This is a genomic window from Microbulbifer pacificus, from assembly GCF_002959965.1.
Lineage (GTDB): Bacteria > Pseudomonadota > Gammaproteobacteria > Pseudomonadales > Cellvibrionaceae > Microbulbifer > Microbulbifer pacificus_A.
In genome coordinates this window covers 165,547-191,089 of record NZ_PREV01000026.1, presented here as the reverse complement: position 1 = coordinate 191,089, position 25,543 = coordinate 165,547, and the positions used below count along the sequence as shown (strand labels likewise).

Here is a 25,543-nt window from a genome sequence, read left to right as displayed (position 1 = left end):
CCGGGGCTGACCAGAGAGTCCGGTCGCAGGGGATGTGCGGGGAACCGGGAATGGGAGGGTATCGGCTCAAGGTGATGAAGGGCGCCAGCTATCGGATTTATATAAAAATTTAATGGGACTGGCATAAAGCCCTGTGTAAGATAGCGGCCCACTATCAATCTTTAATCAATTTATAGCTATTGGTTATAAATTGATCATTTCCACAAGGTTATTACCCATCTCATTGAGGAGGTTCTCATGGCTGTATTAGTAGGCAAGCCCGCTCCGGATTTCACTGCGGCTGCGGTACTGGGCAACGGCGAGATCGTTGACACCTTTAACCTGGCCGACGCCATCAAAGGCAAGAAAGCCGTTATCTTCTTCTACCCGCTGGACTTCACCTTCGTATGTCCGTCCGAGCTGATCGCGTTCGATCACCGCTATGCGGAGTTCCAGAAGCGCGGTGTTGAGGTGATCGGTGTGTCCATCGACTCCCAGTTCTCCCACAATGCCTGGCGTAACACTCCGGTAAACGACGGCGGCATCGGCGCAGTCAAGTACACCCTGGTTGCCGACGTGAAGCACGAAATCTGCCAGGCCTACGACGTTGAGTCCGAAGGCGGTGTCGCTTTCCGCGGCTCCTTCCTGATCGATGAAGAAGGTGTGGTTCGCCACCAGGTCGTCAACGATCTGCCGCTGGGCCGTAACGTTGACGAAATGCTGCGCATGGTTGACGCGCTGGCGTTCCACCAGGAGCACGGCGAAGTTTGCCCGGCTGGCTGGCAGGAAGGTGACAAAGGCATGAACGCCTCTCCGGCGGGTGTTGCCGCTTACCTGAGCGAGAATGCTGACAAGCTGTAAGTCTGCTGCGGAAAACCGCACGACTGAAGACGGTGAGGGCCGCAGGGCTCTCCACCGGAAAAACCGCCGCATGGCGGTTTTTTTTCGCCCGTCATTTGGGGCATGAAGAAATTCACACTGTCAGCCCTGGTGATGCCGGCGGAAAAATCGGCTAATGTGCGCGTTTGTTCCGGTTTTATTACAATCCCGGCGCGAGTGTGGTGAGCGAGGCGCATGGGGACGTTTGCAGGGGCATCTGGCAGTAGGTGCAGCGAAAGATTGGCGCGGTGGCAAGTGCTGGATGCTCCGAGAATTTTCGCGCGGGCTGCTAGTCTTAATACAGGTTTTCCCTCAACAGCTGGCAGCACTTCTTCTCGGGGGTTCGGGCCGCCTCGGCCCCAGACACAGTTGCTGCCGCGGTGGTCAGCAGTACGGCACATGGTGTATTTCAAGGTGATTCAGGGCATATCCAACCGTATTCGACGCGTATTCCGCTTCGCCGCCGGCGGCTTATTGTCGCCGCTGGCGTTTTCATTGCTGCTGGTGACGCACCCGGCGACCGCCGCAGACGCGGTGCGCAGCGAAAAGTCTGTGCGTGAAGGTGGCAAGGCGGTCAGTAAGAGTGTCGAGGTAAGTGCCCGTGAATTCGACCGCTACTTTCGCCAGATGCTGGAGCAGCATGGCATTCCCGGCGCCGCCTATGTGATCGTGGATCACGACCAGGTGGTGGCCATGGACACCTACGGCGTGCGGGTCAAGGGCAAGCATGAAGTGGTGACCAGCCACACGGTATTTCGTCTGGCGTCGGTGTCCAAGACGTTCGCCGCGAGTATGGCGGCGGTGCTCGAACACGAGCACAAGTTCAACTGGGGCGACAAAGTCGTGCGCTACGTCCCGGAGCTCAGTTTCAAAACCCCGGCGCTGTCCATGAAGCTGCAGGTCCAGCACCTGCTGAGCCACTCGTCGGGATTGACGCCCAACGCCTACGACAACTATCTGGAAGACAATCGGCCCCTGTCCAAGATACTGCCGATGTTCGCCACCATTGACCCCAACTGTGAGCCCGGCAAGTGCTACGGCTACCAGAACGTCCTGTTCAGCCTGATTGAAGATGTGATCCAGAAGGCCACGGGTGTGCCCTACAGTCGCCAGCTCAAGGAGCGCTTTTTTGTCCCTCTGCAGATGGAAGATGCGTCCCTCGGCTGGGAGGCGTTTATGGCGGCGGGCAATCGCGCTGCGCCCCATGTGCAGACCGGCAGTGGCTGGCGGCCGGTAAAGGTGGAAAAGGAATACTATCTGGCGGCGCCCGCGGCGGGAGTGAACGCCAGTATCAGCGATATGGCACAGTGGCTGAAGGCGCAGATGGGATACCGCCCGGATGTGCTGTCGCAGGAGGTGATCAATGATCTCACCACTGAGCGGGTGGAAACCCGCCGCCACATGCAGCATCGCATCTGGCGTGACTATATCGACCACGCCGGTTACGGGCTTGGTTGGCGCCTGTATACCGTGGGCGATGATCGCATCGTGTTCCACGGCGGCTGGGTGGCGGGCTTTCGCGCGGCTGTGGCTTACTCGGAAAAGCGCAAGGTGGGAATCGCCATCCTGATGAACGCGGAGTCTCGCGTGATCTCCGATCTCACCGGCAATTTCATCGCCGATATCACCGGCCGCGGCAAGCTGGTACAGGCCACGGCTGCCGCCAAAAAGTAACCCTTCCGGGCACGTCCTTTTTTATGTCTCTCCGGTCGGCGCTTGAAAAGGCGCCGGCCGTCCCAATATCCCCTCACTTGAGATTGATCTGATTTAGGGGAGAACCGACCCATGACTGTAGAGGCGCACAAAGAACGCCACGGTTTCCAGACCGAAGCCAAGCAGCTGCTGCACCTGATGATCCACTCGCTCTACTCCAACAAGGAGATTTTCCTGCGCGAGCTGGTATCCAATGCATCGGATGCTGCCGACAAACTGCGCTTCGAGGCGCTCTCCAAGCCCGAGCTGCTGGAAGAAGACCCGGATCTGCGTATTCGCATCGAATTCGACAAAGAAGCCGGTACCCTCAGCATCACCGACAACGGCATTGGCATGAGCCGCGACGAGGTGATCGAGAACCTCGGCACCATTGCCCGCTCCGGCACCGCCAATTTCATGCAGAACCTCTCGGGCAACCAGAAGAAGGACGCACACCTGATCGGCCAGTTCGGGGTTGGGTTCTACTCCGCGTTTATCGTTGCCGACAAGGTGGATGTATTCACCCGCCGCGCCGGCCTCGATGCCGGCCAGGGCGTGCACTGGGAGTGCAGTGGTGAGGCCGAATACTCGGTGGAAAATGTGGAGTGGCCGAGCCGCGGTACCCGCGTGGTGCTGCACCTGAAGGATGAGGCAAAAGAATACGCCGACGGCTGGCGCCTGCGCTCCATTATCAAAAAATACTCCGATCACATCGCCATCCCGGTGGAGATGCTGAAGGAAGAGCACAGCTTCGGCGACGATGAAGACAAGAAGGACGACAAGGCGCCGGAATTTGAAGCGGTCAACGCCGCCCAGGCGCTGTGGACCCGCCCGCGCTCTGAATTGAAATCCGAAGAGTACAAGGAGTTCTACAAGCACATCTCCCACGACTTCGACGATCCGCTCACCTGGAGCCACAACCGTGTGGAAGGAAAGCTGGATTACACCAGTCTGCTGTATATCCCGGCGCGCGCGCCGTTCGACCTGTATCAGCGCGACGCCGCCCGCGGCCTGAAACTGTATGTGCAGCGCACCTTCATCATGGACGACGCCGAGCAGTTCCTGCCGCTGTACCTGCGTTTCGTCAAAGGGGTGCTGGACTCCAACGATCTGCCGCTGAACGTCTCCCGTGAGATTCTGCAGAAAGACCAGAACACCGACGCCATCAAGAGCGCGCTGACCAAGCGTGTGCTGGACATGCTGGACAAGCTGGCAAACAAGGATGCAGACGAATACCAGAAGTTCTGGGATCTGTTCGGTTCCGTGATGAAGGAAGGCCCGGCGGAAGATTTTGCCAACAAGGACAAGATCGCCAAGCTGTTGCGCTTCTCCACCACCCACACCGACAGCGCCAAGCAGGATCAGTCGCTGGAAGCCTATGTGGGCCGCATGAAAGATGGCCAGAAGCACATCTACTACGTATGTGCGGATAACTTCGCCACCGCCAAGTCCTCGCCCTACCTTGAGGTCTTCCGCAAGAAAGGAATTGAAGTGCTGCTGCTCACCGATCAGGTGGACGAGTGGTTCGTCGGCCACATGCGCGAGTTTGATGGCAAGCAGTTCCAGGATGTGGCCAAGGGCGCGCTGGATCTGGGCGACGCGGAAAACGCGGACGACAAGGCCGAGCGCGAGAAGGTCGAAAAAGAGGCCGGCGCGCTGGTGGAGCGGGTCAAGGAAGTGCTGGAGAGCCGCGTCGAAGACGTGCGTGCGACCACACGTCTGGTGGATTCTCCTGCCTGTCTGGTGGCCAGTGACAACGATATGGGCCTGCAGATGCGCCGCATTCTGGAGCAGGCGGGGCAGAAGCTGCCTGACGCCAAGCCGATTTTCGAGCTGAACCCGAATCACCCGCTGGTACAGCGCCTGGATCAGGAGCAGGATGAGGATCGCTTCGCGGATCTCACCAATATCCTGCTGGATCAGGCGAATCTGGCGGCGGGCAACCAGCTGGAGGATCCGGCGGACTACGTGCGTCGCCTGAACGCGCTGTTGCTGGAACTCAATCGCTAAGATTGTCACTGTCGCACCGGTCGGGCATTCCGTCCGGCCGGTGTACCCTTCTGATTTTTTCTGCTCTCTGACGTTCCTGATGTGCTTTACCGCCTGCAGCGACCTATTTCCTGCGGTGTGAATGCGCTGCGCTATAGTTGCAACTTGATCCGTCCCACAATTCTTCGTTCGCTGGTTTTTTGCACGAATTGGTGTGGAAAGAACGGCAACTGCGGGTGAACTTGGCAAAAATGACCAATTTTCTGTCTGGTCATTGGGCGCCGGCGGCATGCTCCGTATAATCCCCCGCTGCACAGTAAATACCATCGAGCGTTATGACCCAGAAAGACGTATCCTCAAACGCCCCCGAATCCAGTTACTCCATTGCCATTCTTGGCGGCGGCAGCTTCGGTACCGCCATTGCCAATATCGTTGCCGGCAACGGCCACGACACCCGGCAGTGGATGCGTGACCCGGAGCGCGCCGACGCCTGCATGGCCAACCGGGAAAACCAGCACTACCTGCCTGGCGTTGCCCTGCATCCGCAACTGAAGGTCACCTGTGATCTCGAGGCCGCGGTGTGCGGTTGCCAGATCGTGTTTGTCGCCATTCCCAGCGGCTCTTTTCGCGAGGTGATGCATCGCGCCGCGCCGATTCTGTCTCCCGGTACCATGCTGATCTCTCTCACCAAAGGGGTGGAGCACGATAGTTTCCATCTGATGAGCGATATCCTGCGGGAAGAGACCGAAGGCATGCGTGTGGGGGTGCTGAGCGGCCCCAATTTTGCCAAGGAAATTGTCGCTGGCCACTACACCGCCACGGTGATTGCCAGTGAGGACGAATCGCTCTGTGCCACCATTCAGAAGGTGTTGCACTCCGAAACCTTCCGCGTGTACTCCAGCAACGATGTGTTTGGTGTCGAGCTCGCCGGCGCCTTGAAAAATATCTATGCCATCGTCACCGGCATGGCCGTGGCCCTCGGGCGCGGGCAGAACACGACCAGCCTGCTGATTACCCGGGCGCTGGCGGAGATGATGCGTTTTGCTGAGGCGGTAGGTGCGGACCCAATGACCTTTATCGGCCTGGCCGGTGTCGGCGATCTGATTCTCACCTGCTCCTCGGACCTGAGCCGCAATTACCGGGTGGGTTACCTGGTGGGCAAGGGCAAGAAGCTGGATGAAGCGGTAATCGAGATCGGCCAGGTGGCGGAAGGGGTGAATACCGTTCGTCTGATCAAGGCGAAAGCAGATGAATTGGGTGTCTACATGCCCTTGGTTTCCGCCATTCACGCCATATTATTTGAAGGTACCCCGATCCCTACGGTGATCCGTGAGTTGATGTCCGGGGCACAGACCTTTGATGTAGCCTATTCGGCCAAACCCTGAGTGTACTTCCCGAACCGGGAAGGCTATTGGAAATCAAGATGAATAACGAAGAAATCAAGCGCAACCTGACGTCCTCTGATCACTGGCTGCGGCTGGTGTTCATGGTGCTGTTTGTGATTCTGCTGGAGGTGGCTGGTGTGGTGATGCTGGCCACCATCGTCCTGCAATTTCTTTTTGCCATTATTACTGGCGGCCCGAACGACAACCTGCGCCAGCTTGGTAATCAGGTCGCATCCTATATCTATCAGACCCTGCAGTTCCTGATTTACAACACCGAAGAAAAGCCATTCCCCTTTTCGGAATGGCCGCAGTCCTGAACCGAATTCGGGCTATAGTTTTGTCCTGACGGTATTTCTCCTGATACCGGCCCCTGCGGCCGGTGACCTTTAATAGTGGTGCCCAACAACGGAATGGTGATCGCCCCATGAGCAACGAAGAACTGAAACGTAACCTGACCTCAACCAACCAGTGGCTGCGCCTGGTGTATATGGTGCTGTTTGCTGTACTGCTGGAAGTCGCCGGCTTTGTGATGCTGGCTGTCGTAATTGCCCAATTCCTGTTCGCCATCTTTACTGGCGGCGCGAATGACAATCTGCGTCGGCTGGGTGACCAGATTTCCACATTCATCTACCAGAGTCTGCAGTTCCTCATCTACAACACCGAAGAAAAGCCCTTTCCTTTCTCGGAGTGGCCGGAATCCCAGGAGGAGGATCTCTCTTCTTACGAAAGCGCCGAGGAATTCGACGGCGAGGTGATTGGCCGTGAGGATGACGCGGAGGTTGTGGCCGAGTTTGAAGAGGTAGACGAAGCGGACACGGAAACCCCGCCCGCCAAGGTCGCGGAGAAGGCGGAGGAGAAGCCGGCGGCAAAACGAAAAGCCCGCTCCGCAAAAGCTGCAAAAGAAAACGCGGATGACGAAACTGTCATTGAGCTTGGCAGTGACGCCTCTGCGGATACGGAAAAGACTACCGGCGATAAATAAACCGGTAGCTACGTTCGATGTGTTTGGTCGTCAGGATTTGACGGGAGAACCTAGTGCTGTTGCTTGTTATGCGTCACGGCCACGCGGAGCCGTTCAGTAAGAGCGATGAAACCCGCGCGCTCACCGACGGTGGGCGCGAGGATGTGGCGGCGGTGTGCAAGGAGCGCGCGTCGGAACTGGCGCAGGTAAAGACCATCTGGTCCAGCCCTTTTGTGCGCACCCGTCAGACTGCCAAGATTGTGGCGGACACGTTTGAGCGCGAAGTGGAAATCCAGGAATTGCTCACGGGAGATACCCCGCTGGATCAGTTGCTGGACGCACTCGCGGAGGCCGACGAGGATATTTTTCCACTGCTGCTGGTCAGTCATCAGCCGCTGGTGGGCAGCCTGGTCAACGGCCTCTGCGGGACGGGTGACGAACATCCCATGGGTACCTCAAGCCTCGCCTGCCTGAGCGCCGATGTTTGGGCCCGCAACTGTGCGGAGCTTGAGTGGCTTCAGCACAAGCCGTAGCGCTTCTGTTCGATGTTCCCTGTATCAACTGCAAGAATGGCCATTGAGTCTGACCTCTGTGGCCATTGAGGCGCTCGCAGGGCACTGTCAGCATGGTGAAACTCATTCTCCGGAAGTTGCTGTCATGAGCCTGTCCCCCCGCGAAATTTCTCTGGATGTCCAAGGCAATACCATTGCCGCGCGCCAGTGGGGTAATCCCGACGGTGTCCCGGTGCTGGCACTGCACGGCTGGTTGGACAATTGCGCCAGTTTCGATGCGATGGCGCCCTATTTGCAGAGCCTTAATTTGGTTGCGGTGGATATGGCCGGGCACGGCCAGAGTTATCACCGCCACCGGGATGCCAATTACACCGTATGGACGGAGATCGAAGATGTGCTGGGGATGGCGGATGCCCTCGGCTGGCAGCGCTTCTCCGTACTGGCACACTCCCGCGGCGCGGTGATCGGCACCATTGCCGCGGCCACCTTTCCCGAACGTATAGACCGCCTGGCCCTGATCGATGGCCTGGTACCGCCGCCGACAACCGACGAAGAAGCCCCGGAAACCCTGCGCAAGGGTATCGAGCAGCGCGCGCGCTACCGCGATCGCCGCACCAAGGTGTTTGATTCTCTGGATGTGGCCACCGCGGCGCGCAAGAACGGATTGTTCAAGTTGAGTGACACGGCCGCGCGCGCGCTGGTGGAGCGGGGCGTGCGCCCCTGTGATGGCGGATACACCTGGAGCAATGATCCGCAGTTGCTGGCGAGTTCCCTGGCGAAACTGAACGAAGCGCAGGTAAAGGCATTCCTCGACCGCGCCACCATGCCGATTCTTCTCGCATTGGGCGAAAACGGAATTCAGGGAATGATCGAGCGCATCCGCCCCATTGCAGAGCGGATACCGAATATGGAAATTCGGGAATTTCCCGGTGGGCACCATCTGCACATGGAGGAGAGTGCCGAGGCTATTGCCCGCTGGTTCCTGCCGTTTCTTGAGGCGGGCCGCTGAAACACTGTTGTGCGTGTGCCTGGCTGCGCCCCTTGATAGAGGGTCAGAACGGTACGCGCTTGGCGTAGCTCGCCTTTTCCATATCCCGCACTTCCACGGAAATCTCCGGCACCTCCGGTGCGGACTCACAGAGGCTGTTGAATATGGCCGCGCTCAGGGCTTCTTTCTGTTCGGTGGTACGCCCTTCCAGAATCCGCACTTCCGCGTGGATAAACGTCCTGTCACCCTTCTCGTCATTACCCAGGGCGAAATCCCGATAGGGAAGGGCTCGGGTCTTGATGGCGCTGGCATTGAAAAGCCCGGTGTTGTTCATGGCCCGATGACCATTTTCCACCAGGGTTGCAATGGAAATACGGCCTTCCAGTCGCTGGGAGTATTCGATCACCAGATGGGGCATTGCCGGGCTCTCCTTGTGTTTCCTGGTCTCGCCTGCCTTTCGCCGTTATTGGATCAGTGACAGAAATTCATTGCGGGTGGCCTGCTGGCTGCGGAAGGAGCCCAGCATGGCGGAAGTTTTCATCACCGAGTTCTGCTTTTCCACACCGCGCATCATCATGCACATGTGTTTTGCTTCGATGATCACGCCCACACCGGCGGCGCCAGTAACGCGCTGGATGGTTTCGGCGATTTCCACCGTGAGCTGTTCCTGAATCTGCAAACGGCGGGCAAACATGTCTACAATGCGCGCCACTTTCGACAGTCCCAGCACTTTGCCGTCGGGAATGTACGCCACATGCGCCTTGCCGATAAATGGCAACAGGTGGTGCTCGCACAGGGAATAGAGCTCGATATCCTTGACCAGTACCATCTCGCTGCAATCGGACGGGAAAAGCGCGTCGTTGACGATTTCTTCCACGGTCTGCTGATAACCGCGGGTGAGGTACTGCATGGCCTTGGCGGCGCGCAGCGGGGTGTCTTTCAGACCCGGGCGCTCCAGGTTTTCGCCAATGGCTTCAATGATGTGTGCGTAGTGTTCTTTCATCAGTATGCTTCCAACGTCTCGCCCGCTTAGGCTCAGCGCCTGTACAGCGGCAAGGGGCCGATATTCGGGGGCTCCAGAGGGTGCGCTACCCTAAGCCTTTGTGCCAAGGGAGTAAAGTGGCAATAGCCCGGGCGCCGGTAATTGAGGAATTTCGCCAATGATAGAGAAACGTGAGTCCAGTTTGCAGGATTTACACACCGTTCTGGATTACATCCGCTGGGGTGCCAGCCGCTTCAATGAGTCCGGGCTCTGGTTTGGTCATGGAACCGACAACGCCTGGGATGAGGCTGTCCTGCTGGTCACCCACGCCTTGCATCTGCCGGCGGACAGTAAGCCGGACATCCTCGCCGCGCGTCTGACCATGGAGGAGCGCCGCGAGGTGATGGATGTGCTGGAAAAACGTATCCACCAGCGCCTGCCAGCGCCCTACATCACCAAGGAGGCCTGGTTCTGCGATATACCGTTTTATGTCGACGAGCGTGTGCTGGTGCCGCGGTCACCCATTGGTGAGCTGATCCGGCAGCGCTTCGAACCCTGGCTGACGGAGGAGCCGCTGGCGATTCTGGATCTGTGTTGCGGCAGTGGCTGTATCGGTATTGCCTGTGCCGAAACCTTTCCCGAGGCGCGGGTGGATGTTAGTGATATCTCTCCGGATGCCCTCGAGGTGGCACAGATCAATATCAATCGCCACGATCTGAATGAGCAGGTGCGGGCGGTGCAGTCGGATCTGTTTGCCGGGCTTACGGGTTGCAGCTATGACCTGATTGTCAGTAACCCGCCTTATGTCGATGCGCGGGATCTTGCGGAAATGCCCGCGGAGTATCACGCAGAGCCGGGGCTGGCACTGGGGTCCGGTGACGACGGTCTCGACTTTACCCGCCGCCTGTTGCTGGAGGCCCCGGACTATTTGCAGCCGGAGGGCATTCTGGTCTGTGAAGTGGGGAACAGCTGGCTGGCGCTGGAGGAGGCGTACCCCCGGGTGCCGTTCGTTTGGCCGGAGCTGGAAGATGGCGGTCATGGGGTATTCATGCTGACCCGTGAAGATCTGCTGGCCTGCCGCCCGTTTTTTGAGAAGGCCGCGGGCTGAACCGTCTCACTCAGCGGTGCAGAATCCTGCGAGCCTGCGGCGACAGATTCCTCTATAATGCGCGGCTTTCGAAGACAAATATTGTCGAGAGAAGTTGAATAATTCACTGGGGTAGGGAATACCGGGTATGTCGGGCAACACATTTGGCAAGCTGTTCTGTGTCACCACTTTTGGCGAGAGCCACGGTCCGGCGCTGGGCTGTATCGTCGACGGTTGCCCGCCCGGGCTGGAAATTTCCGCGGAGGAAATCCAGCTGGAACTGGACCGCCGCAAGCCCGGTACCTCCCGCTACACCACCCAGCGCCGCGAGGCGGACGAAGTCAAAATCCTCTCCGGAGTGTTCGAGGGCAAGACCACCGGTACTCCCATCGGCCTGCTGATCGAGAACACCGACCAGCGCTCCAAGGACTATGCCAACATCGCCGAGCAGATCCGCCCGGCCCACGCCGACTACACCTACTGGGCCAAATACGGCCTGCGGGATTATCGCGGTGGCGGTCGTTCGTCCGCGCGCGAGACGGCCATGCGCGTCGCCGCCGGTGCCATCGCGAAAAAGTGGTTGAGGCAGCAGTTGGGCATTGAAGTGCGCGGCTATCTTTCCCAGCTCGGCCCCATCAAGGTGGAGACGCTGGACTGGTCCCAGGTGAGCGAGAATCCATTTTTCTGCCCGGACGCGAGTAAGGTGCCCGAGATGGAGGCGTATATGCAGGCGCTGATCAAGGAGGGCAACTCCATCGGCGCGCGTATTTCCGTGCACGCCAGCGGTGTGCCGGCGGGCCTCGGTGAACCGATTTTCGACCGCCTGGATGCGGATCTTGCCCATGCGTTGATGAGTATCAATGCGGTAAAAGGCGTGGAGATCGGTGCGGGCTTTGCGTCGGTGGAGCAGAAAGGTACCGAACACCGGGATGAAATTACCGTGGACGGTTTTCAGTCCAATAATGCCGGTGGCGTTCTCGGCGGCATTTCCAGCGGACAGGAAATTATTGCGCATATTGCACTGAAGCCTACCTCCAGTCTGCGCATTCCCGGCAAGAGCCTGGATATCAACGGCAACCCTATTGAGGTCGTCACCACCGGTCGTCACGATCCCTGTGTGGGTATTCGCGCGACGCCAATTGCGGAAGCGATGATGGCGATTGTGCTGATGGATCATGTGCTGCGCCAGCGTGGGCAGAATGGGGATGTGGCGTTTGGCCTGAAGATTCCAGCGGGTGAGCCGGCCTGATTTCCCGTGAAGCCGGTAGAAACAAAAAAGGCGGGGCGCTGTGAGCGCCCCGCCTTTTTTATTTGCCTCGATACCCGGATTACAGGTGCAGGCTCAGGCCCAGATAGGGACCCTTGATTTCCAGATCGCTCTGCAGTGCATCCAGTTCCTTGATATCCAGGGTCATGGAGCGATAACCGGCTTCCAGCGCGAAATCCAGCGCGGGTACGAAATCCCAGCGGATTTTTGCTGTGAGGTCGGTGTGGCTGTCGCCCTTGTAGCCAGTGCCATTGCCCTGGGCAATGATGGACCAGCCGGTGAAGGGCAGATCAAAGCGGGCCACGCCGTACACCATGGGCAATACACCGGAGAGTTCGATGTTTTCGGCTTGCTGGTCGCTGGTCACGGACAGTTCGCCACGATACTGACGGGCGGTGAGACCCAGATCCAGATTTACCCAGTTGTCCAGAATCTCGTAATAGAGCGTGGCGTCGGTATGCGTCAGGTTGATGTCTGCATTCACGTCGGAGCCAACCAGAAAGGTCTCGTCGCCGAAGGTGACGCTTTCGCTCAGCATGGCGGCACCGTTGGTTTCGATCTTGCTGTGCGCCAGCAGGATGTTGGGGATAAGCGGCACCGGGTGTTCCAGCGCGACTTGCAGGAAGGTCACGTTATCTTCCGCCAGGGTGAATTCATCGACGTTGTAGCTGTCGACACCGATAGCGCCGCTATAGGCGGGTTTCCATAGGCCGGCGGTAGCATCAAAACCGAGAATGGTGTCGGCACTGGCACCGGCGGAAGCCAGTGCGGCGCAGATAGCCAGAGTAATTTTTTTCATTGGAGTCTCTCCCGTTGGATTCTGCGGCGCATTCTACCGGGTTTGCATGAAGATTCTCTGACCAGTTGGCGATTTTGAGATTTCTTCACGCTTGTGTCGGACTCGGGGTCGCGAATGGGTCAGAGTCCCCGCGCTTCCTTGAATAGCAGCTGTTGCAGTGCATTGGCGGCGTTGCTCAGGGTGCGGTTGCGGTGGTAGATGATACCGAGGTTGCGCACGATGCTGAGCTGCGGCATTGGCAACTCGGCCAGGGTTTCGTCCACTAGGGTTTTCGGCAGCACACTCCAGCCGAGACCGACGCCCGCCATCATCTTGATGGTCTCGAGAAAATTGGTGGCGAGCTTGGCGGTGAGCTTGAGACCGTGGGCGTCGAACTCGCGTTTGATCAGTCGCCCGGTGTAGGTGTTCATGTCCGGCAGGATGGCCGGGTACTGGGCCAGTGCCGGCAGGTCGAGTTCGGGCATCTGTGCCAGCGGGTGATCCGGAGCGGCCACCACCACGCAGGGGTCGGGCCAGATAATCTGGGCGTTGAGGCTGGGGTAGTCCTTCAGTGCAAGGGTGACTACGGCGAGTTCGTACTCACCGGCCATCAGGGCCTCGTAGGCCTGTTCCGAGTCGAGGAAGTCGATATCCAGAGCGACGTCCGGGTAGCGGGTGCTGAAATCCTTCAACACCGGCGGCAGGTGGTGCAGCCCCACGTGGTGACTGGTGGCGATACGCAGACTGCCGCCGATGGTTTCGCCGAGGCTCCTGAGTTCCCGCTCCGCGTCGCTCACCTCGTTGAGGATATGCCGGGCGCGCGGCAGCAGGGCGCGGCCGGCGTTGGTGAGCTGGAGCTTGCGGCCGATGCGGTCAAACAGCGGCGCGCCCAGTTGCTGTTCGAGCGAGGCGAGGCGTTTGCTCACCGCGGGCTGGGTCAGGTGCAGCTGCTCCGCGGCTTCCGATACCGAACCCTGTTCAGCGATGGCGAGGAAGGCTCTAAGCCATTGAATTTCCATGGTAATTGCCCGCCTTACTCGTGTATTCCAAAAACGAATGCGCCATATAATAAATATAAATTGATGTTATTCAATACCCCCCCTAGACTCCCGCATGTTATCCATAGAGGAGATGGGGCTATGGGCCACCCGGAAAATAAAAACCCTGAGAGCAAAAAACAGACGCTCTACGACAAGCTCTGGCAGGACCACCTTGTCAAAAGCCGCGACGACGGCACCGCACTGATTTACATCGACCGTCACCTGATTCACGAGGTGACCTCGCCGCAGGCGTTTGAAGGCCTGCGCCTGGCGGGTCGCAAGCCCTGGCGCACGGATTCCGTGGTGGCCACTCCTGACCACAATGTGCCGTCCGACGCCGCCGAGCGCGCCGGTGGTATCGAAGGTATCCAGGACGAAGTTTCCCGTATCCAGGTCAAAACTCTGGACGAGAACTGCAAGGATTTCGGTATTGTCGAGTTCGGTATCAATGATCCCGGCCAGGGCATCGTGCATGTGATCGGCCCCGAGACCGGCGTCACCCTGCCGGGCATGACCGTGGTCTGTGGCGATTCCCACACCTCTACCCACGGCGCGCTGGGCGCACTGGCCCACGGTATCGGGACCTCCGAGGTGGAGCACGTGATGGCCACCCAGTGCCTGATCCAGAAAAAGATGAAGAACATGCTGGTGCGTGTGGACGGTGAGCTCGGCCCGGGCGTCACCGCGAAAGACGTAGTGCTGGCCATCATCGGCAAGATCGGCACCGCCGGCGGTACCGGTTACGCGATCGAGTTTGGCGGTTCCGCGATCCGCTCCATGTCCATGGAAGGCCGTATGACCATCTGCAACATGGCCATCGAGGGCGGCGCGCGCGCCGGTATGGTGGCGGTGGACCAGATCACCCTGGACTACGTAAAAGGCAAACCCTATGCGCCCAAGGGTGAGCAGTGGGAGCGTGCGGTGGAAAACTGGAGCCGCCTGCACTCCGACGATGGTGCGCACTTCGATGCGATCGTCGAGCTGAAAGCGGAAGAGATCGAACCGCAGGTGAGCTGGGGCACATCGCCGGAGATGGTGGTGCCGGTAAACGCGGTAGTTCCCGATCCTGCGGACGAGAGTGACGCCACCAGGAAAGCCGGTATCGAGCGCGCGCTGGAGTACATGGGCCTGAGCGCTGGCCAGAAGATTACCGATATCAATCTGGACCGCGTATTTATCGGTTCCTGCACCAACTCCCGCATCGAGGATCTGCGCGCGGCGGCGGAAGTGGCCAGGGGCCACAAGAAAGCCGACAGTGTGAAGCAGGTGCTCGTCGTACCCGGTTCCCAGTCTGTGAAGGCACAGGCGGAAAAAGAAGGGCTCGACAAGGTGTTTATCGAGGCCGGCTTCGAGTGGCGCGAGCCTTCCTGCTCCATGTGCCTCGCCATGAACGCAGACAAACTGGGTGCCGGCGAGCACTGTGCATCCACGTCTAACCGCAACTTTGAAGGTCGCCAGGGTTACGGTGGTCGTACCCATCTGGTGAGTCCGAGTATGGCGGCAGCAGCGGCGATTGCCGGTCATTTTGTGGACGTGCGTGAATTCGGGGGTGTGAAATGAAAGCGTTTACTCTGGTAACCGGCGTTGTCGCGCCGATGGACCGCGCCAATGTGGACACGGATCTGATCATTCCCAAGCAGTTTCTGAAGTCCATCAAGCGCACCGGTTTCGGTCCGAATCTGTTCGATGAGCTGCGCTACCTCGACGAGGGGCAGCCGGGGCAGGATTGCAGTCAGCGCCCGCTGAACCCGGATTTTCCGCTGAATTTCCCACGCTATAAGGGGGCATCCATTCTGCTGGCGCGCAAGAATTTCGGTTGTGGCTCCAGCCGCGAGCACGCGCCCTGGGCACTGGACGACTACGGTTTCCGCGCGGTAATTGCGCCGAGTTTTGCGGATATTTTCTTCAACAACTGTTTCAAAAATGGCTTGTTGCCCATTGTCCTTGATGAGGCGATCGTTGAGCAGTTGTTCCAGGAAATGTATGCGGACGAAGGCTACCAGTTGACCATCGACCTGGAAAAACAGCAGGTGATCAAACCCAATGGCGAGACCATTGGGTTTGAGGTGGACGAGTTCCGCAAACACTGTTTGCTGAATGGCCTCGATGATATCGGTCTGACACTGGAAGACGCGGACGAAATTCGCGCATACGAAGCCAAGCGCCGCGAACAGGCACCCTGGTTGTTTGATGCGGTGAAGTGACCGCACGAGAAGGAATTTAGGAAGAAAACATGAGCAAGAAAATCATGATCCTCCCGGGCGATGGTATCGGCCCGGAAATCGTTGAGCAGGCACTGGCGGTATTGAAAACCGCCGATGAGAAATTTGGTCTGGGGCTGGAATTTACCCAGGGCCTGATCGGTGGTGCGTCCATCGATGCACATGGTGAGCCGCTGACTGACGCAGAGCTGAAAAATGCCGGTGACTGCGACGCGGTACTGCTGGGTGCCGTGGGCGGTCCGAAGTGGGACAAGCTGGATCGCGCTATCCGCCCGGAAAAAGGCCTGTTGAAAATTCGCAGTGGTCTCGGCCTGTACGCCAACCTGCGCCCGGCCATTCTGTACCCCCAGCTGGCCGATGCGTCCTCGCTGAAACCGGAGGTGGTGTCGGGCCTCGATATCCTGATTGTGCGCGAGCTCACCGGCGGTATTTACTTTGGCGAGCCGCGCGGAATCCGCGAATTGGAAAATGGTGAGAAGCAGGGCTTCAACACCTACGTGTATAAAGAGTCAGAAATCGAGCGCATCGCACGCACGGCGTTTGAAGCGGCACAGAAACGCGGCGGTAAACTCTGCTCCGTGGACAAGGCCAATGTGCTGGAAGTTACCGTGCTGTGGCGTGAAGTGCTGGATCGTCTGGCACCCGAGTACCCGGATGTGGAACTGTCCCATATGTACGTGGACAACGCGGCCATGCAGTTGGTGCGCGCACCCAAACAGTTCGACGTGATGGTGACCGGCAATATGTTCGGCGACATTCTGTCCGACGCTGCGGCCATGCTCACCGGCTCCATCGGTATGCTGCCGTCTGCATCGCTGAACGAAAGCGGATTTGGTCTGTACGAACCCTGCCACGGCAGCGCGCCAGATATTGCGGGTCAGGGCATCGCCAACCCGCTCGCTACCATTCTCTCTGCGGCCATGATGCTGCGTTATTCCCTGGATATGGGCGACGCTGCCGATGCCATCGAGGCGGCGGTGAGCAAGGTGCTGGACCAGGGGCTGCGCACCGCGGACATCTATACCGAAGGCTGCCAAAAAGTTTCTACCGCGGAAATGGGCGCAGCGGTGGTCGCGGCGCTCTGAGTGCATCGGCTTAATTCATTGCGTTGTCCCGGCGGGTGTCGGGACGTGATCTCTTACAGAATTGACAGGGTATTGAAATGAACAAGGTAGGATTCGTAGGCTGGCGCGGCATGGTGGGTTCCGTTCTGATGGGCCGCATGCTGGAAGAAAACGACTTTGCACATATTGCAGAGCCGGTATTTTTCTCCACCTCCAATGCCGGCGGCGCTGCGCCGGATATCGGCAAGGATGTCGCGCCATTGAAGGATGCCTACGATCTGGATGCGCTGGCCGAACTGGACGCGATTGTCAGTTGTCAGGGCGGCGACTACACCAAGGAAGTCTTTGGCAAACTGCGTGAAAAAGGCTGGAATGGCTACTGGATCGATGCGGCGTCGAGCCTGCGTATGGCGGACGACGCCATCATCGTGCTGGACCCGGTGAACCGCGATGTGATCGACCGCGGCATCGAGTCCGGTGTAAAAAACTACATCGGCGGCAACTGTACCGTGAGCTTGATGCTGATGGGCCTGGGCGGACTGTTCAAGGCGGGACTGGTGGAGTGGGTCACCTCCATGACCTATCAGGCCGCCAGCGGCGCCGGTGCCAAGAACATGCGCGAGCTGATTTCCCAGATGGGCGCGATCCGCGACGGCGTAGCCGCGGAACTGGCGGACCCGGCCAGTGCGATTCTGGATATCGATCGCAAGGTGGTGGAAAGCATGCGCGGTGGTGATTTCCCCACCTCGGAATTCGGCGCACCGCTGGCCGGCAGCCTGCTGCCGTGGATCGACACCCAACTGGAAAACGGTCAGAGCCGGGAGGAGTGGAAGGCCCAGGTGGAGGCCAACAAGATTCTCGGCACCAGCAGCGTGGTGCCGGTGGACGGTACCTGCGTACGTATCGGCGCCATGCGCTGCCACAGTCAGGCATTTACCGTGAAACTGAAAAAAGACGTGCCGCTGGCGGAAGTCGAGCAGCTGATTGCCTCCGCCAACGACTGGGTGAAAGTGGTACCGAACGACCGCGCCATCACTCTGCAGGAGCTGACTCCCACCGCGGTCACCGGAAAGCTGGATATCCCGGTCGGTCGCCTGCGCAAGCTGAGCCTCGGTGGCGAATACCTGAACGCCTTTACCGTCGGTGACCAGCTGTTGTGGGGTGCCGCCGAACCACTGCGTCGTGTGTTGCTAATTCTGCTGGGCAAACTGTAAGTACGAAAAACATCCATTTCGCCGCCCCATTTCTCGGGGCGGCTTCCCCCCACTCGCTTCGCGAGTATAATCCCCCGCATTTTTCAGACTGCTGAATTTATCGCCGAACTGGCCTAAAAGCAGTCGAACCACAGCATGAGTACAACTATGACTGAATCCAACCGGGAACTGGTGATCCTTGGCGTCGGCAGTGCGCCCTTTGATGCGCTGCTGGAAATCCTCGAGGAGCGCAATACCGTAACCCCCGCACAGCTGAAGCTGGTGGTGGGTGACGAAGTGGAGGCTGACCCGCAGGTTTTTGCCAACCGCAGTATTGCTGTCACACCGTTGGACGAGTTCACTTTTTCTGCCGATCAGGTGCTGTTGTTACTGAGTGGTGGCGATACGGCCAGTGCGGCTGTGACCAAGGCCGAAGAAGCCGGAGCCTGGGTGGTCGACGCGGCGGGAATCAGTCGCGGGGATGACTCCGTAGCCCTGATACACCCGCTGCTGAACGCGGCAGCACTACAGACGGTCGAGCGCCGGGTGGTGGCGGTGCCGGGTGCCGGTGCGGCGATGATTGCGGAGGCACTGTACCCGCTGAAGTCGCAATTGAAATCCGTGGACGTGGTGCTGAATCAGCCAGTGTCCGCACTCGGCAAGGCCAGCGTGGATGCCGCTGCGGCACAGACCGCACGCCTGTTCAACGGCCAGGAGCCTGAGGCGGATGAAGTTACCGGGCAGCGTCTGGCGTTCAATCACCTGAGTTCCGCGGAAGCGCTGCTGGAAAGTGGCCACAGTGTCAGCGAGCTGGCTCTGGTACTGGAGCTGCGCCGCCTGCTCGGCGAGTCCATTGCGTTTGATGCCACCATCAATACCGCATCGGTATTTCACGGCCAGTTGGCGAACCTGAGTGCGCAGCTGGAAAACCCGGTGGAGCTCTCCAAGGTGCGCGGCCTGCTCACTAATGGTGCGCGCCTGGAAATGCGTGAGCGCCCATCGGCGCAGGACGCGGTGGGTAGTGAGAATACTCTGGTCGGGCGTTTGCGCAGCGGGTTGCTGGGTCCTGCATGGGTCAATTTTTGTGCGGCATCCGACAATTTGCGGAAAGACGTCGCAATTAACTGTGTACAGATTGTCCACTTGTTGCTAAAAACCCATTGATATTTAATACTTAGCGACCTTTGTGAAGGTTTCTTCTTAACATTGCCCGGCCGATTCTAGAGGCGCGGGGACGGCACTGCCTGGGGGGCATTGCCGTAATCATGGGAGAGGATACCCGACGGGCTAAGTCTTTATCGGGGGGCGATTCTTTCGCGGAGAGTTTCGTCGGAGAGTAGAGCCTGGTGTCTGAGCACTGGTTCTTTTGAGTAAAAAATGCGCGGCATGCCGCGCGGCCCGGTTTCTGTTTCTGGCACTTTGGGTGAAGAATGAACAGATTCCGGAGTGATTCTAAAAATAAAGGGAATCGGTTATGCGTGTGCAAAAGCTGGCACTTGCAGTTGGTCTGGTCAGCGCACTGGGAGGCAACGGGGCTCTCGCGCTTGGTCTGGGTGAGATCAAACTGAACTCCACCTTGAACCAACCTCTCAATGCGGAAATCAAACTGCTGCAGACTCGCGGCCTTGGTGAAAATGAAATCAAGGTGCGCCTGGCCAGTTCCGACGACTTCGAGCGCGCTGGCGTGGATCGCGCCTACCTGCTCGACGAACTGCAGTTCAGCATCGACTATTCCAATGGCGAGCCGGTGGTGCGTATTTCAAGCCGCGCCCCCATCCGTGAACCCTTTCTGAATTTTCTGGTGGAAACCCGCTGGCCAAGTGGCCGCTTACTGCGGGAATACACCCTGTTGATGGACCTGCCGGCCTTCTCCACCAATACTGCCTCCCAGCCGGTACAGGCTGCCGAGCGCGAGCGCCAGCAGATTGTCCGCAACCCGCCGCCACAGACGCCGCTGAAGCCCACTATCGTGCGCCAGCCCGAGCCGGTACAGGCACCGGTGGAACAGCCTGAGTCCGAATACCAGGCACCGCAGGAGACCGTCACCGAACCCGCGCAGCCGGTGTATGAGGAGCCCGCCGAATTGCAGCCTGCGCCGCAGCCCGAGACGGTCGCGAGTTCCGGAAGCCGTGTCTACGGTCCGGTGGAAGCCAACAAGACCCTGTGGGAAATTGCCCGCGACAACCGTGAAACCCGCGAAGTTTCTGTGCAGCAGACCATGCTGGCCATCCAGCGTCTCAATCCCGAAGCGTTTATCAACAACAACATCAATTTGCTCAAGAAGGGCGCCGTCCTGCGTCTGCCCACCAACGATGAAGTGCGCAGCCTGACTCGCACCGAAGCGGTCTCTCAGGTGGCGACCCAGAATGAGGCGTGGCGCGAGCGTGTTGGTGATACCGAAGTCACCGGGGCCCCACTGGATGGTCGCGCCGTGGCGGAAGAAACCGTCGAGAGCGATGCACTGGAAGGGCGCGTGTCCCTGGCGGCGCCCGGCGACAATGAATCCGTACTGTCTGGTAGCGGCAGTGGCACCGGCGACAGCGAGGCCCTGGAGGGTGAGCTGGCGGTGAGCGAGGAGGAACTCGACAAGTCCCGCCTTGAGAATACCGAACTGCAGGAGCGTATCGGCGAACTTAACGAACAGATCGACACCATGGAACGCATGGTGGAAGTCTCCAACGACGAGCTGCAGGCGGTACAGGCCGCTGCCGCGCAGTCGCTTGAAGGTGCTGAATCCGAAGCCGAAGACACCAGCACCGAGGATGCGGGTTTGGACGTCGGTGGGGAGATCGAGGGCGTGGATGCCTCGACGGCAACACCGGAGCAGAGTGCGGTCAGCGAACCGGAAGCTGCCGAAGTCGCGCCGGAGAACGACGAAGCCCGCAATCGCGTGGTGGTACAGACGCGTCCCGAGCCGACTCTGGTTGAGCGTGTGATGGACAATATCGTGCCCATCGGTGTTGGCGCGGGTGCATTGCTGGTGGCGTTGTTCGGCTTTGTCACCTGGCGTCGTCGCCGCGAAGAAGAGGAGGCCATCCGCCAGGTCGAGGCCGAGATGGCGGCGGAGCGGGCCCAGACGGAAACGTTGGAGTTCGCGGAAGCGGATGACAATCTGTCCGCCGTGGAAGAGCTGGAAGCCAGCGAAAGTTTTGATCTGGATCAGTTGGGTGAAGTGGAGACCGACGACCCCATCGGGGAGGCGGAAATTCATCTGTCCCTGGCGCAGTACCAGGAGGCTGAGGCCAAGTTGCTGACTGGGCTCAGGTCGGCACCCGCCAATGTTGATGCTCGCCTGATGCTGCTGGAAGTGTACGCCCAGCAAAAGAGTGCTGAACAGTTTGACGAGCACTACCGCCAGCTGCTGAGTTATAGCGACGGTCCGGCGGCGGATCGGGCTGCGCGTTTGCGTGAAACCATCCCCGGCATAGCTCCCTTTGTAGCCCCGGAAGTGGATTTCTCCAGCGAGTCTCTGGAAGCCGCGCAGCTCGATGACCTAAGTGCGGATTTCGATACTGCGGACTTCAATCTCGATGCGAGCTTTGACGATCTCGACGAGTTTTCGGGCAATAAAAATACCGCGGTGGAAGCTGAGGAAGACGACGAACTCGGTCTCCTGGATGAATTTTCACTGGATCTTGACGACGAGGTGGAATCGGCACCGCAAGGCCTGTCTGCCGACGATGGTGATTTTTCTCTGGATCTGGATCTGGGCGACGAACTGGACAGCGGTCTTGAAGGTGGTTTTGACGGGAATCTTGAGTCGGAGCAGTCTTCGCTGGAGATGGCTGCAGAGGGGCCTGCCTCTGAATCGACTTCGCAGCCCGCTGCGGACAGCGAACTGGAATTCGACGATCTGATCGCCGACGGTGAACTGGACCTTGAAAGCCTGGATGGATTGGAAGGGCTTGGAGATCTGGATATCGACACCGACTTTGACGTTTCTGCCGAACCGTCGGCAAATACAGCGTCCACTCCAATGGCGGAAGAGGGCGGCCTCGACTTTGAGTTGGATCTCACGCCCATGGAAGACGACGGTGACCTCGTGAGCGCCGAGGGCGATGTCCGCGGTGATGCGGTCCCCGCTGGCAATGACACCGAGCTCTCCGTTGAAGACGGCAATCTGGATGGTCTGGATCTCGATTCCATTGATCTCGATTCCATTGACCTGGGGGATTTTGATGACCTGGGTGAGATCGATCTGGGCGGCGAAAGTGCCGCTAGCGTGTCTGGCGGTTTGGAACTGGAAGAAGACCTGGACGTTGCCGTTGCGGAAGAATCCGCACCTCGCAAGCAAGCGGCTGCGGACGATGAGGCGCTGGGCGACCTGGGCTTCAATCTCGAGAGCGATCTCGATTCCGAGCTGAACCTTTTGGAAGGCAGTGACGAAGTCAGTACCAAACTGGAGCTGGCGCAGGCCTACCTGGATATGGGCGACAAAGATGGTGCCCGTGAAATTCTGGGAGAGGTGGTGGAAGAAGCCACCGGAGAGCACCAGCAGCGCGCGAAAGATATGCTCAAGCACATGGGCTGATATCCGGACGTTTTATTCACGCTATCTACAGCGACAACACTTTGACCCCGCTCTATGCGGGGTCTTTCTTTTTCCGCAGGTGTAAACTCCACGGCATGATGAACAAGATTTACGAATACAAAGCCAATGGTGAGGTGCCGGAAGGAGAATCACTGCCCCCAGGACTGCGCAGGATTGCGCTTGGTGTGGAGTACTGTGGTTCGCGACTGCGGGGGTTTCAGAAGCAGAGTCACGATCCCCTGACGGTGCAGGAAACCCTGGAGAAGGCGCTGTCGAACGTTGCGGCAGAACCGGTCACGCTGGTGTGTGCCGGGCGCACCGATGCCGGCGTGCACGCCACCGGGCAGGTAATCCATTTTGATACCAGCGCCACAAGGCCGACCAGGGCCTGGATTCAGGGTGTGAATACCCAAATGCCGTTCGATGTGCGGGTGCACTGGGCGCAGGAGGTGCCGGCGCAGTTTCACGCGCGTTTTTCCGCGCGCAGCCGGACCTATCGGTATCTGATTCACAGCGCAGCCACGCGCTCCGCGCAGGCGGCCACCGAAGTGACCTGGAGTGAGCGGGAGCTGGATCTCGATGCCATGCGTGCAGGCGCACAGCACTTGATTGGTGAACACGACTTCAGCAGTTTCCGGGCGGCGCAGTGCCAGGCGCGCTCTCCGGTGCGCCGACTGTCCAAGCTGGATATCGGTCGTGTCGGTCAATTGATCGTGCTTGAAGTCAGCGCGACCGCATTCCTGCACCATATGGTGCGCAATATTGCCGGTGTACTGATGGCGGTCGGGCGCGGCGATCGCGCGCCCGAGTGGGTGGCGGATGTACTGGCGGCGCGTGATCGCGCCGCAGCTGGTGTCACTGCTCCGCCCCACGGGCTGTACCTGGTCAATGTGCAGTACCCGGATGAGTTTGTTCTGCCGGAATGGCCGCCTGGACCACTGCTGGTACCGCTGCCGCTGGACGCCATCGCCAATAGTGGGCGATAAACGCCGCGTTTCGCCCAAACCCCCGATCTGCTAGTATCCCGGGCTCTCCGATTTTCTCTGCTGCCAGCGCACGGGATTCGTGGCGTTAGTGACCGGACGCCAGCTGGCCGCGTCAGCGGTGTATGGAATATGCGCGTAAAGATCTGCGGAATAACCAGTGTCGAAGACGCCCTGTTGGCGGTGGAAGCCGGCGCGGACGCGTTGGGCCTGGTGTTCTATCCTGCCAGTCCCCGCAATGTGACACCGGAGCAGGCGGCGGAAATTGCCCGCGCGGTATCGCCATTTGTGGTGCTCACCGGCCTGTTTGTGGATGCGCATCCGGAACAGGTGCGTGCCGTGCTGCAGCAGGTGCCGCTGAATCTTCTGCAATTTCACGGCGATGAGAACGCGCCCTATTGCCGCCAGTTTCACCGCCCCTACATCAAGGCTTTGCGTATGAAGCCGGACCTGGATCCGGTGGAGGCGATGGCGGCCTTTCCCGATGCCCGCGGCATATTACTGGATGCCTATCGCAAAGGGGTTCCCGGTGGCACCGGTGATACCTTTGACTGGCAGCGGGTACCTCAGGACAGTGGTCACCAGATCATTCTTGCCGGTGGCCTCACGCCGGAAAATGTGGCCGGCGCCATCGCGACCGCAAGACCGCAGGCTGTGGATGTGAGCGGCGGGGTAGAGGCGTCTCCCGGTCGCAAAGACGTCGCCAAAACAATCGCATTTATTCGCGCTGCCCGCGCCGCCTGCGTTGGCCGTACAGAATTGACACAAGGAGTTTGAGCAGTGACTAAATCTTCTTCCCCCATTGATTACGGGGCTTACCCGGATGCCCGCGGGCACTTCGGGGAATTCGGCGGACGCTTCGTGTCCGAGACTCTGATCAGTGCGCTGGATGAGCTGCAGGATATGTACCAGCGCCTGAAGAACGACCCCGAGTTCCAGGCGGCATTCGACTACGATCTGGCGCACTATGTAGGTCGCCCTTCACCGCTGTATCTGGCGGAGCGCCTGTCGGCGGACGTGGGTGGTGCACGCATCTGGTTGAAGCGTGAAGATTTGAATCACACTGGCGCTCACAAGGTGAACAACACCGTGGGGCAGGCGCTGCTGGCCAAGCACAGCGGTAAGTCCCGCGTGATCGCCGAGACCGGCGCCGGCCAGCACGGCGTGGCTACCGCCACCGTGGCGGCGCGTCTCGGCCTCAAGTGTGCGGTGTACATGGGTGCGGAAGACGTCAAACGCCAGTCACCGAATGTGTATCGCATGAAGCTGCTGGGCGCGGAAGTGATCCCGGTGGAATCCGGTTCCAAGACCCTGAAAGACGCCATGAACGAAGCCATGCGCGACTGGGTCACCAACGTGGACGACACCTTCTACATCATCGGCACCGTGGCCGGCCCGCACCCTTATCCGCAGCTGGTGCGGGATTTCAATTCCATTATTGGTCGCGAGGCGCGTCGTCAGAGCCTGGAGCAATTCGGCCAGTTGCCGGATGCGCTCGTCGCCTGTGTGGGGGGCGGTTCCAACGCCATCGGCCTGTTCCACCCGTTCCTTGCCGACGAATCTGTAAAAATGTACGGCGTTGAAGCGGGCGGTGATGGTATCGAAACCGGCCGTCACGCGGCGCCGCTGAATCAGGGTATACCCGGTATCCTGCACGGCAACCGCACCTATCTGATGGAGGATGAAGACGGTCAGATCATCGAAACCCACTCGGTATCTGCAGGTCTCGATTATCCCGGTGTCGGTCCCGAACACGCCTGGCTGAAAGATATTGGCCGTGTGAATTATGTAGCGATCAACGACGAGGAAGCCCTGGCGGCCTTCCGCAAGCTGACCCGTACCGAGGGCATCATTCCCGCGCTGGAATCCAGCCATGCGGTGGCTTACGGGCTGAAGCTGGCGGCGACCATGCAGCCGGAGCAGAACATTGTGGTGAATCTGTCCGGCCGCGGCGACAAGGATATCTTCACCGTCGCCGCTATCGACGGCATTCAGGTTTGAGGAGTGGCAC

General features: G+C 59.2%; 23 protein-coding genes. 19 read left to right on the top strand and 4 right to left on the bottom strand.

What is annotated here, in order from left to right; all coding sequences use genetic code 11:
- The first annotated feature begins 237 nt into the window (after positions 1-237).
- The 8 genes from C3938_RS01445 (at position 238) to C3938_RS01410 (ending at position 8,406) form a co-directional block, all read left to right on the top strand.
- Positions 238-840: a peroxiredoxin gene (locus C3938_RS01445; RefSeq protein ID WP_105101503.1), complete on the top strand. Its 603-nt coding sequence runs from the start codon at positions 238-240 to the stop codon at positions 838-840.
- 417 nt (positions 841-1,257) lie between these two features.
- The gene (locus tag C3938_RS01440) at positions 1,258-2,532 is read left to right on the top strand and encodes a serine hydrolase domain-containing protein (protein WP_105101502.1); all 1,275 of its coding nucleotides are present in this window, start codon (positions 1,258-1,260) and stop codon (positions 2,530-2,532) included.
- Positions 2,533-2,643: 111 nt separating this feature from the next.
- Entirely contained in the window at positions 2,644-4,560 is a 1,917-nt protein-coding gene (gene htpG, locus C3938_RS01435) for a molecular chaperone HtpG (protein WP_105101501.1), read from the top strand.
- 314 nt (positions 4,561-4,874) lie between these two features.
- On the top strand, positions 4,875-5,924 hold the full coding sequence (locus C3938_RS01430; RefSeq protein WP_105101500.1) for an NAD(P)H-dependent glycerol-3-phosphate dehydrogenase: 1,050 nt from the start codon (positions 4,875-4,877) through the stop codon (positions 5,922-5,924).
- A gap of 38 nt (positions 5,925-5,962) precedes the next feature.
- Entirely contained in the window at positions 5,963-6,241 is a 279-nt protein-coding gene (locus tag C3938_RS01425) for a DUF4389 domain-containing protein (RefSeq protein WP_105103151.1), read from the top strand.
- A gap of 107 nt (positions 6,242-6,348) precedes the next feature.
- The gene (locus C3938_RS01420) at positions 6,349-6,906 is read left to right on the top strand and encodes a DUF4389 domain-containing protein (protein ID WP_105101499.1); all 558 of its coding nucleotides are present in this window, start codon (positions 6,349-6,351) and stop codon (positions 6,904-6,906) included.
- 53 nt (positions 6,907-6,959) lie between these two features.
- Positions 6,960-7,418, top strand: coding sequence for a phosphohistidine phosphatase SixA (sixA, locus tag C3938_RS01415; protein WP_105101498.1), 459 nt, complete (start codon positions 6,960-6,962; stop codon positions 7,416-7,418).
- Positions 7,419-7,542: 124 nt separating this feature from the next.
- A complete protein-coding gene (locus C3938_RS01410; RefSeq protein WP_105101497.1) occupies positions 7,543-8,406 on the top strand; it encodes an alpha/beta fold hydrolase in 864 nt (287 codons plus the stop codon).
- 43 nt (positions 8,407-8,449) lie between these two features.
- Here the strand turns inward: C3938_RS01410 and C3938_RS01405 are convergent, their stop codons facing one another.
- Positions 8,450-8,803 carry a 5-carboxymethyl-2-hydroxymuconate Delta-isomerase gene (locus C3938_RS01405; protein ID WP_105101496.1) on the bottom strand — a complete coding sequence of 118 codons (354 nt, stop codon included), beginning with the start codon at positions 8,801-8,803 and terminating at the stop codon, positions 8,450-8,452.
- Between the two features lie 45 nt (positions 8,804-8,848).
- A complete protein-coding gene (gene folE / locus C3938_RS01400; protein WP_105101495.1) occupies positions 8,849-9,388 on the bottom strand; it encodes a GTP cyclohydrolase I FolE in 540 nt (179 codons plus the stop codon).
- A gap of 157 nt (positions 9,389-9,545) precedes the next feature.
- On the opposite strand from folE, the gene prmB reads away from it, so the two are divergent.
- Together prmB and aroC are read left to right on the top strand one after the other, a co-directional pair.
- The gene (gene prmB / locus C3938_RS01395; RefSeq protein WP_105101494.1) at positions 9,546-10,475 is read left to right on the top strand and encodes a 50S ribosomal protein L3 N(5)-glutamine methyltransferase; all 930 of its coding nucleotides are present in this window, start codon (positions 9,546-9,548) and stop codon (positions 10,473-10,475) included.
- A gap of 127 nt (positions 10,476-10,602) precedes the next feature.
- Positions 10,603-11,703 (top strand): chorismate synthase, encoded by a 1,101-nt coding sequence (gene aroC / locus C3938_RS01390; protein ID WP_105101493.1) that lies wholly within the window; start codon positions 10,603-10,605, stop codon positions 11,701-11,703.
- 79 nt (positions 11,704-11,782) lie between these two features.
- Here aroC and C3938_RS01385 read toward each other — a convergent pair whose 3' ends face one another.
- Positions 11,783-12,520: a TIGR04219 family outer membrane beta-barrel protein gene (locus tag C3938_RS01385; protein WP_105101492.1), complete on the bottom strand. Its 738-nt coding sequence runs from the start codon at positions 12,518-12,520 to the stop codon at positions 11,783-11,785.
- Positions 12,521-12,639: 119 nt separating this feature from the next.
- The gene (locus tag C3938_RS01380; protein WP_105101491.1) at positions 12,640-13,518 is read right to left on the bottom strand and encodes a LysR family transcriptional regulator; all 879 of its coding nucleotides are present in this window, start codon (positions 13,516-13,518) and stop codon (positions 12,640-12,642) included.
- A 120-nt stretch (positions 13,519-13,638) separates the two neighbouring features.
- Here C3938_RS01380 and leuC point away from each other — a divergent pair, with 120 nt between their 5' ends.
- The 9 genes from leuC to trpB all read left to right on the top strand — a co-directional run bounded on the left by leuC (position 13,639) and on the right by trpB (position 25,533).
- On the top strand, positions 13,639-15,099 hold the full coding sequence (leuC, locus tag C3938_RS01375; RefSeq protein ID WP_105101490.1) for a 3-isopropylmalate dehydratase large subunit: 1,461 nt from the start codon (positions 13,639-13,641) through the stop codon (positions 15,097-15,099).
- On the top strand, positions 15,096-15,743 hold the full coding sequence (gene leuD / locus C3938_RS01370; protein WP_105101489.1) for a 3-isopropylmalate dehydratase small subunit: 648 nt from the start codon (positions 15,096-15,098) through the stop codon (positions 15,741-15,743). Before leuC ends, leuD begins: the two co-directional genes overlap by 4 nt.
- Before the next feature lie 29 nt (positions 15,744-15,772).
- Complete coding sequence (leuB, locus tag C3938_RS01365) at positions 15,773-16,846, top strand: 3-isopropylmalate dehydrogenase (RefSeq protein WP_105101488.1); 1,074 nt, start codon at positions 15,773-15,775, stop codon at positions 16,844-16,846.
- Between the two features lie 77 nt (positions 16,847-16,923).
- Positions 16,924-18,039 carry an aspartate-semialdehyde dehydrogenase gene (gene asd, locus C3938_RS01360; protein WP_105101487.1) on the top strand — a complete coding sequence of 372 codons (1,116 nt, stop codon included), beginning with the start codon at positions 16,924-16,926 and terminating at the stop codon, positions 18,037-18,039.
- Positions 18,040-18,186: 147 nt separating this feature from the next.
- Entirely contained in the window at positions 18,187-19,182 is a 996-nt protein-coding gene (locus C3938_RS01355; protein WP_105101486.1) for an Asd/ArgC dimerization domain-containing protein, read from the top strand.
- Between the two features lie 310 nt (positions 19,183-19,492).
- The gene (locus C3938_RS01350; RefSeq protein WP_105101485.1) at positions 19,493-22,549 is read left to right on the top strand and encodes a FimV/HubP family polar landmark protein; all 3,057 of its coding nucleotides are present in this window, start codon (positions 19,493-19,495) and stop codon (positions 22,547-22,549) included.
- A gap of 95 nt (positions 22,550-22,644) precedes the next feature.
- Complete coding sequence (gene truA / locus C3938_RS01345) at positions 22,645-23,535, top strand: tRNA pseudouridine(38-40) synthase TruA (protein ID WP_105101484.1); 891 nt, start codon at positions 22,645-22,647, stop codon at positions 23,533-23,535.
- 129 nt (positions 23,536-23,664) lie between these two features.
- Entirely contained in the window at positions 23,665-24,309 is a 645-nt protein-coding gene (locus C3938_RS01340; protein ID WP_105101483.1) for a phosphoribosylanthranilate isomerase, read from the top strand.
- Between the two features lie 3 nt (positions 24,310-24,312).
- Positions 24,313-25,533 carry a tryptophan synthase subunit beta gene (gene trpB / locus C3938_RS01335; RefSeq protein WP_105101482.1) on the top strand — a complete coding sequence of 407 codons (1,221 nt, stop codon included), beginning with the start codon at positions 24,313-24,315 and terminating at the stop codon, positions 25,531-25,533.
- The last annotated feature ends 10 nt before the right edge of the window (positions 25,534-25,543 follow it).

Bases quoted from the DNA above. Each gene is read 5' to 3' on its own strand.
- C3938_RS01445 (WP_105101503.1), top strand. From the start codon at position 238: ATGGCTGTATTAGTAGGCAAGCCCGCTCCGGATTTCACTGCGGCTGCG.
- C3938_RS01440 (WP_105101502.1), top strand. From the start codon at position 1,258: ATGGTGTATTTCAAGGTGATTCAGGGCATATCCAACCGTATTCGACGC.
- htpG (WP_105101501.1), top strand. From the start codon at position 2,644: ATGACTGTAGAGGCGCACAAAGAACGCCACGGTTTCCAGACCGAAGCC.
- C3938_RS01430 (WP_105101500.1), top strand. From the start codon at position 4,875: ATGACCCAGAAAGACGTATCCTCAAACGCCCCCGAATCCAGTTACTCC.
- C3938_RS01425 (WP_105103151.1), top strand. From the start codon at position 5,963: ATGAATAACGAAGAAATCAAGCGCAACCTGACGTCCTCTGATCACTGG.
- C3938_RS01420 (WP_105101499.1), top strand. From the start codon at position 6,349: ATGAGCAACGAAGAACTGAAACGTAACCTGACCTCAACCAACCAGTGG.
- C3938_RS01410 (WP_105101497.1), top strand. From the start codon at position 7,543: ATGAGCCTGTCCCCCCGCGAAATTTCTCTGGATGTCCAAGGCAATACC.
- C3938_RS01405 (WP_105101496.1), bottom strand. From the start codon at position 8,803: ATGCCCCATCTGGTGATCGAATACTCCCAGCGACTGGAAGGCCGTATT.
- folE (WP_105101495.1), bottom strand. From the start codon at position 9,388: ATGAAAGAACACTACGCACACATCATTGAAGCCATTGGCGAAAACCTG.
- prmB (WP_105101494.1), top strand. From the start codon at position 9,546: ATGATAGAGAAACGTGAGTCCAGTTTGCAGGATTTACACACCGTTCTG.
- aroC (WP_105101493.1), top strand. From the start codon at position 10,603: ATGTCGGGCAACACATTTGGCAAGCTGTTCTGTGTCACCACTTTTGGC.
- C3938_RS01385 (WP_105101492.1), bottom strand. From the start codon at position 12,520: ATGAAAAAAATTACTCTGGCTATCTGCGCCGCACTGGCTTCCGCCGGT.
- C3938_RS01380 (WP_105101491.1), bottom strand. From the start codon at position 13,518: ATGGAAATTCAATGGCTTAGAGCCTTCCTCGCCATCGCTGAACAGGGT.
- leuC (WP_105101490.1), top strand. From the start codon at position 13,639: ATGGGCCACCCGGAAAATAAAAACCCTGAGAGCAAAAAACAGACGCTC.
- leuD (WP_105101489.1), top strand. From the start codon at position 15,096: ATGAAAGCGTTTACTCTGGTAACCGGCGTTGTCGCGCCGATGGACCGC.
- leuB (WP_105101488.1), top strand. From the start codon at position 15,773: ATGAGCAAGAAAATCATGATCCTCCCGGGCGATGGTATCGGCCCGGAA.
- asd (WP_105101487.1), top strand. From the start codon at position 16,924: ATGAACAAGGTAGGATTCGTAGGCTGGCGCGGCATGGTGGGTTCCGTT.
- C3938_RS01355 (WP_105101486.1), top strand. From the start codon at position 18,187: ATGACTGAATCCAACCGGGAACTGGTGATCCTTGGCGTCGGCAGTGCG.
- C3938_RS01350 (WP_105101485.1), top strand. From the start codon at position 19,493: ATGCGTGTGCAAAAGCTGGCACTTGCAGTTGGTCTGGTCAGCGCACTG.
- truA (WP_105101484.1), top strand. From the start codon at position 22,645: ATGATGAACAAGATTTACGAATACAAAGCCAATGGTGAGGTGCCGGAA.
- C3938_RS01340 (WP_105101483.1), top strand. From the start codon at position 23,665: ATGCGCGTAAAGATCTGCGGAATAACCAGTGTCGAAGACGCCCTGTTG.